The organism is Aquiflexum sp., assembly GCF_041751335.1.
GTDB lineage: Bacteria > Bacteroidota > Bacteroidia > Cytophagales > Cyclobacteriaceae > Aquiflexum.
Window position 1 is genome coordinate 1 of the sequence record NZ_JBGSXS010000006.1, and the last position, 7,701, is coordinate 7,701.

The window sequence follows — 7,701 nt, forward strand, 5'->3', positions numbered from 1 at the left end:
CCTTTGTAGACCTGCTTAATTTCATCCGTTAGCTGTGATTCCCTTAGGAAGATATCAATTTGAAAGCAATTCACAACACAGAGACTGAAGCCTTGCATGCTGTTCTGGCTGTGATTCCCTTAGGAAGATATCAATTTGAAAGCAATTCACAACACCTGATCACCCTCGCCCCCGACTTCTTCAGCTGTGATTCCCTTAGGAAGATATCAATTTGAAAGCAATTCACAACACCTTTTGGTGAATAGGTTAACCATATTTAGCTGTGATTCCCTTAGGAAGATATCAATTTGAAAGCAATTCACAACATGACAAAGATCTTATTGCCTGACAACCGCGCTGTGATTCCCTTAGGAAGATATCAATTTGAAAGCAATTCACAACCATCAAAGCAGCACATATTAGTAATGACTGGCTGTGATTCCCTTAGGAAGATATCAATTTGAAAGCAATTCACAACAGGGTGGTTTGTGAAGACACAAACCACGGCCCAGAATGAAGGCACAATCCATGGTAAGCAATTTTGCACGGCACACTATCTCCAAACCATATTATCAAAAAGGAATCAAGCCAGAATTTAAATTTTCAAAAAAAAAGACAGATTTCAATAAAATTAATTTAGTTTTCATAACCTTTTCTCATCCCTTTTTTGTCATTCGAAAGATCCAAAATGCTTTGTTTTTTGTGGGATTAAATTATCCTTTATTGGATTAGGTAATTGATGTTGAGTTTAATACGTTTGTCCATTATGCTAAGCACCCAAGCCCTGATTGCCTCGCCCATTCCAAAGAATGAGTTCGAAAGATTGATTGAATTGAGTGAATATGATCTCGATTATTCCAATCTTGAAAGTCATTTCAAGGACCTCACAAAACTGGCAGCCAAAGTTGCCGGAACCGAGATTTCTCTTATCAACTTGATTGACTCATTTACACAATGGTCTGTTGCCGGTTATGGCTTCCCACCTATTCAGATGGACAGGGAAGATTCGGTCTGCCAATATACCATTTTAGGAGATATTCCATATGAAGTGATGGATCTCAGCGATGATGAACGCTTCAAACAGAAATTCTATGTAAAAGATGAACCCAATCTCAGGTACTATTGGGGGATTCCTTTAAAGACTGAGAATGGTCATAACCTAGGGGCACTTTGTGTAATGGACAAAGAGAAGAAAAACATCTCTCCTGAAAAGGAAGAATTGCTAAAACTCATAGCAAGCGAAATTGTCAGCCGACTGAATATGCTACGCACTATGGATGATCTGAAAAAAAGCATGACTGAAATCAGGGAAGACCACAAAAGGGTAGCCCATGATATCAGGGGGCCGATAGGGGGGATTATAGGCCTGGCACAGATTATACAGGACCAAGGAGATGATAACAACTTGGAAGAGGTGCTTGAATTTATTCAGCTGATCAAGAAAAGCGGTAAATCACTACTCGAAATGGCCGATGATGTCCTGACTCAAAATTTCCATTCGAAAAACAGGCCCAAACTCAACAAGAAATTGGAGTACAACCTTTTTACCCTGAAAGAAAAAATTTATGATCTTTATGCTGTTCAGGCAAAACAAAAAGAAGTTACACTTTCCGTCCACCTCAAAAGCCAAAACGGGGATATCCCTTTTCCACAAAATAAGCTTCTGCAGATTCTTGGCAATTTAATTTCCAATGCCATCAAATTCACACCCAAATACGGTGATGTGGAGGTGCACCTATCGTTGGCAGAAAAAGAGGATAAAAATTGGCTGATTGTGTCAGTTAGAGATAATGGACTGGGAATTTCAAAAGAGAGGATTCAAGAGATTTTATCTGGAAAAACCACCTCAAGTCAAGGTACAGTAGGGGAGAAAGGGTTTGGATTGGGACTTTCTTTGGTCAAACATTTGGTAGACACCTATCATGGTCAAATAAAAATCAAATCTGAATTGGGGCTATATAGCCTTTTTCTGGTGAGATTGCCGGTCGGTGGATAAAACAAAAATTTGTTTCAGGGTTTATTGGCAGTGGGTAATCTTACAATATTTACCCAAAAACTTTCTATTTCTGATACCACTTTTAGAAAATCATTTACATCTACAGGTTTGGTAATAAAGCAACTGGCATAGTTCTGATAGGCATCCAAAACATCTTTTTCTGAAGATGAGGTAGTCAACATTACCACAGGTATGTGTTTTAATTTTTTTTCTGATTTGATAAAATGTAGTACTTCATGACCATTTTTTCTTGGAAGATTGATATCCATCAAAATAAGATCAGGAATCACTGCTTCTACGTATTGCCCTTTTTGAAGGAGAAAATCTATTGCCAATTGACCATTCCGAACAATGCTGATTTTGTTGATGATTTTGGCCTCCTCAAAAGCCTCAAGTGTAAGGACTATATCGCCCTCGTTGTCTTCGACAAGTAAAATATGAATGTTGTTCATTTGATTTGTTAAAAATTATAATCTTAAAGTAATAAACTGAACCCTTAATATTGAAATTTTAATTTGAATTCCAATGAAAACAGTGTTAGTCTTTACCGGATTCTTTTTTCAGTGTAAAAAAAATAGTTGTCCCCATATTTTCTTCTGAATCGATCCAGATTTCACCGCCGTGCTTTTCTACAATTTTTTTGCAGATGGCCATGCCTATTCCTGTGCCATTGTATTTGTCTTTACTGTGAAGCCTATGGAAGACTTGAAAAACTTTCTCATGGTGCTCTTTGGAAATCCCAATGCCATTGTCCTGAATACTGAATTTCCAAAAAACGCCCAAGTCTTCGGCCTTTATCTCTATGACTGGTGGAACTTCAGGAATGCTGTATTTGAGGGAGTTATCAATGATATTCTGAAAAAGTTGTCTCATAGGAGATCTTGAGGTCATCACCTTTGGGAGGTGATGGTAGATTATTTCGGCTTTACGGTCTTGAATGAGTTTTTTCTCCAATAGTTTAATTTCATCCAAAACTTCATTGAGATCAACTGTCTCTTTTTGACCGATATGATCTGCCCTGCTATATTCAAGTAAGTCTAAGATAATAAGTTTCATTCTTTCGGCCCCTTCCACAGAAAACCGAATGTACTGTTTGCCTTTTTCATCCAATAATGGATCGTATTTTCTTTCAATCAAATTCAAAAAACCTGTGATCATCCTAAGGGGTTCCTGAAGATCATGAGAAGCCACATAAGCAAACTGTTCCAATTCTGAATTGGAAAATTCCAGTTCCCGGGCTCTTTTCAGCAATTCCTCGCTCATCTTGAAGAGTGCTTTTTCATTGGCTTTAATTTCAGAAATATCCTGAGTTGCGCCTATCAACCTGACGGCTTTGCCGGATTCATTTCTTAGGATGATCCCTTTGTCGATTACATAGGAGTAATTGCCATTGCTTTTTTGGAGGCGGAACTCCTGTTTCCAATAGTTGTCTTTTCCTAGGAGTGTTTCCTGAAGGTTTTTATTAACTCTCTCCTTGTCTTTAGGGTGAATTTTAGAATCCCAAAATTTATGATTGTTATTTAAATCACTTGCAGTATAGCCAAAGAGTTTTTCAAAATTTTCCGATCTGTAGACATGGTTGTTAGTTAGATTCCAGTCCCATATCGCATCAGAGGTAGCCATAGTGGCATATTCAAATCTCTCATTACTTTTGTTGAGCTGTTTTGATTGTTTGGCTACCTGAGCTTCAAGAATAGCGGGGATACTGGCAAGGTACCAAAAGAAAAAACCCATCATTATAGATAAGACAATCCTTAAAATCATTGGAAAAACAATTTGATTAAAGGCATTACTTTTTTTTAATTGGACTGTCAATTTCCAATTTCCTATGGGTAGCACAGAACTGCTTTTAAATCCTGAGTAATCCCCTTGTGGAATTGGTAAAAAATTTTCTAATAATCCTGATTCAGGATTGTTTTTTGAAAATTGCACATGGAAGTCACTGTTTTTTAGATTTTCGTAATCAATCATTTTATAGAATGTTTCCAACCGAACCACAACGGCAGCAAAACCCCAAAAAGTGTTTTCCTTAAAAATCGGCAATCTTCCAACTATTCCCAATCCGCCCTGTTTCAATTCAAGTGGACCAGCAAAAAAAATATTCCCGGATTCCATGGCCTTTGTGGCTTCACTTTTTCGACTTGGGTCTTCAAGGATATTGTACCCAATGACGGATTCATTTCCTTCCAATGGATAGACATATTTTATGGTACCCCCCTCCAACAATTGGATTGCATCAATGTTTTGGTTGCTTTCGAGGATTTCCCTTGCCACTTCCTGAAAATTGTCTGTGATTCCAAAATTTTCCTCCAGATATGCCAAAGTCTTAATAGCCGAAAAGCTGTACCTCAAGCCATAAGCTATTTTCTTTTCCAAAACATTTTTTTGGTCGATGACTGCTTGTTGTTCGAAAGATTGGTGCAATTGAAAGCCATTGTAGGTGACGTATTGGGTGAGTGCAAAAGTCAAAAGAAATCCAAAAAGACCTGTTATGATTGGGTTTTTATAAAAATACTTCAATGTTTTATTTTTCATGCGATACGGTTTGGTTTTTTGGGAAGGATAAAATGAAACCTACTACCTTGATTTTCTTCTGATTTAACCCAGATGCTACCGCCGAGATTTTCGATGATTTTTTTGCAAATAGCCAGCCCAATGCCAGTACCTGTATACTCGTCTTTGTTGTGGAGTCTCTGGAAAATGATGAAAATCCTTTGAAAGTATTCAGGTGCAATTCCAATTCCATTATCCTCAATGATAAATTCCCAATGGTCTTTGGATTCCTTTACCTCTATCGTTATGATGGGATCTACTTCTTTTTGGCGGTATTTAATGCCATTGGAGATGATGTTTTGCAGAACCTGTCTCAGTTGTGATTGTTGGGAATTAATCACAGGAAGCTGTTGAAATATTATCGAAGCCTTGTTCTCCAGAATTTGGGATTTCAAAAGAATTTTCACCTCAGCCATCAATTGGTTCAGATCTACTTGAGAAATAGGATCATCCATTCGGCCTACCCTCGAAAACTCCAATAGGTCCAAAATAATGGACTTCATTCGTTTAGCCCCATCTACTGCAAAAAATATATATTGTTTACCTTTTTCATCCAGGACTTCAGCATATTTTTTTTCAAGTTGACCCAAAAAGCTGGTAATCATCCGAAGTGGTTCCTGCAAGTCATGTGAGGCAACATAAGCAAATTGTTCCAACTCTTTATTGGAAATATCGAGTTCAAAATTGCTTTTTTGTAATTCCTGATTCAGTTTTTTCACGGAATCCAGATGGTTATTCCTTTCGATAGCTACAGCTAGGTTGGAACTTAAGGTCCTCAAGAAGGATATTTCCTCCTCAGACCATCTTCTCTCTTGGGTACAATCATCAAAACCCAAATAGCCATAAAAATGGTCTTTGATAAATACAGGAAGCTGAAGGATAGATTTGATCCCTTGGTCATCCAATATTTTTTTATTCTTCCCTTCAAGCTCGGTGGCCAAAAAGGAAAAAGGCTTATTTTTCAACGCTAACTCTAAAAAAACCGGATGCTCTTCCAAAGCGATTGCCTGATAATCCTTGTTTTCGATTTGAGTAGAAATACCCTCCTGAACCCATTCCAATACCTTTCTGGTATATAGTTTTTTTGAATTTGGGTCCAGGAAATTTTCAAAAAAGTAAACCCTGTCAACACCTACGGCTTTGCCCATCAGTTCCATACATTCCTGCATAGCCGATTCCCAATCCTCGTTGAAAAGCAAAATTTTGACCGCATCCGCAATGGTTTGCAGCAGCTTGGTTTTTAAAATCAGTGATTGTTCGTGCTCTTTTTTATTGGTAATATCCCTTGCTATCCCTACCAGTCCCATACCTTCCCCTTTGGCGTTGAAAAGGGGTATTTTAGAGGTTGAAAGCCATTTTTTATTCCCGTCATTATCGACGATAGGTTCTTCCCTTTCGATTATAGGCTTTTTGCTTTGTAACACAAATAAATCATCCTGATAATAAAGGTCAGCCAATTCCTTTGGAAAATAATCATAGACTGTTTTACCTATGGTTTCCTCCTCAGTTTTAGCACCCAATAATTTGACATTGGCTTTGTTATTGATGATTTGTCTGAATTGGTTATCCTTAACAAATATATAATCCGGGATATTGTCAATTAAGGTTCTTAGAAGGTTTCTTTCTTGGGAAAGTGTTTCTTCAAATATCTTTTGGTCACTGATGTCCTGTATCGCACCTACCATACGTGTAGGTTTGCCCTGATTATTTCTCAGAATGATTGTTTTTTCAATGACATAAGTATAATCACCATCATATTTCCTGAATCGATATTCCCCAGTCCATTTTTCTTTTTCCGGATTATATCTGGTCTCTATGATACTTTTATAAACTTCTTCAAAATCCTCAGGATGAATGGCTTTTTTCCAAACACTTTCATCTACCGTGTTCATTTCGGAAGGATATCCGAACAAGGTGTGGTATCCAGGTCCCCAATAAATCTTGCCTGATTCCAAGTCCCAATCCCAAATGGCATCAGATGCGGCTTTGGAAACATATAAAAACCTTTCATTGCTTTTAATCAGTTCTTTTTCGACATGGTACCTTTCCGTTTCATCAATGACGGTTGATATCATGAGGTTTTGGTCATACAAAGGAATGTTTTTTGCAGATACGATCCTTTCTTGCCCATTCTTCGTCGTTATTTTTATTCCCGACCAATTCATCCTGTCGGGGTCACCGCTCTTGACATCAGCCATTATCCTTTCTGCCATCTCTTTCCGGTATTTGGGATCAGGATATACTTTTTCAAAAAAACCTGCTACATTTTCCAGTTCTTTCTGAGGCCAACCGTAGATCTCAGAGAATTTTTTGTTCATCAAAGTGGCGGTTCCTGAATTGATTTCATTGACTGCAATACCAATGGGGATATTATCCAAAGTAGTTTGAATAAACTGGCTTCTTGACCTTAGTTCTTCTTGTGCCTTTTGAATTTCGGAAACGTCCTGAATGGCTCCGACCATTCGGTAAACTTTCCCTTTTTCATCTCTTAATGCATAACTTTTGTCGTTAACATATACAAATTCTCCACTGGCTTTTCTGAACCGGTATTCTTTTTGCCAATTGTCATCTTCACTTGTTAGATAGGTTTCCACACTACTGAGTACCCTTTCGAGATCATCAGGGTGTACATTGTTTTTCCAAGTGGAAAAATCAGGCTTCAATTTATCAAGTTGATAACCAAAAATGCTCCGATAACCCTCTCCCCAGACCACAGTATTTGATTCCAAATCCCAATCGTATATTGCCTCAAAAGTGGCTTTGGTGACAAAATGATACCTTTTTAGCAAGTCTTTGAGCCCTTGTTTGAGTATTTCTTCTTCGGTTATATCCTGTACTGTTCCTTTAAATGTTTTTATACCATTTTCAACATAAAGTCTTCCTTTTTCATGAACCCATTTCACCTCCTCATTTGTGGTAATAATCCTATGCTTGAAATCCAATGGGGTTATTCCAGCGATGGCCTGATCATTTAGCCTATCAAATTCCTTCAAATCTTGGGGATGGATACTCTTATGAAAATTCTCAAAATCGAAAATGGTCTTACTTTTTTCCAGTCCCCAGATATTATATACCTCATCTGACCAAAAAAGCCTACTTGATTCTAATTCCAGTTCCCAATAGCCTACTTTGGCAATTTTCTGGGCCACGGTCAGTTTGTGCTCCAGGTCCTC

Annotated in this window: 4 protein-coding genes and 1 CRISPR repeat array; of the genes, 1 reads left to right on the plus strand and 3 read right to left on the minus strand. The window is 37.8% G+C overall.

Going from position 1 to position 7,701, the window contains the following annotated elements; translation table 11 throughout:
- Positions 1–31 precede the first annotated feature (31 nt).
- Positions 32–458: a CRISPR direct-repeat array (repeat unit 47 nt; unit sequence GCTGTGATTCCCTTAGGAAGATATCAATTTGAAAGCAATTCACAACA).
- 287 nt (positions 459–745) lie between these two features.
- The gene (locus ACEW8U_RS00105; RefSeq protein WP_373519991.1) at positions 746–1,975 is read left to right on the plus strand and encodes a GAF domain-containing sensor histidine kinase; all 1,230 of its coding nucleotides are present in this window, start codon (positions 746–748) and stop codon (positions 1,973–1,975) included.
- A 14-nt stretch (positions 1,976–1,989) separates the two neighbouring features.
- Here the strand turns inward: ACEW8U_RS00105 and ACEW8U_RS00110 are convergent, their stop codons facing one another.
- From ACEW8U_RS00110 to ACEW8U_RS00120, 3 genes are all read right to left on the minus strand, one after another.
- Positions 1,990–2,427 carry a response regulator gene (locus ACEW8U_RS00110; protein WP_373519992.1) on the minus strand — a complete coding sequence of 146 codons (438 nt, stop codon included), beginning with the start codon at positions 2,425–2,427 and terminating at the stop codon, positions 1,990–1,992.
- A gap of 85 nt (positions 2,428–2,512) precedes the next feature.
- Positions 2,513–4,510, minus strand: coding sequence for an ATP-binding protein (locus ACEW8U_RS00115; protein ID WP_373519993.1), 1,998 nt, complete (start codon positions 4,508–4,510; stop codon positions 2,513–2,515).
- Positions 4,507–7,701 (minus strand): PAS domain-containing protein (locus tag ACEW8U_RS00120; protein ID WP_373519994.1); only part of this gene is annotated, 3,195 nt, incomplete at its 5' end. The genes ACEW8U_RS00115 and ACEW8U_RS00120, both read right to left, overlap by 4 nt.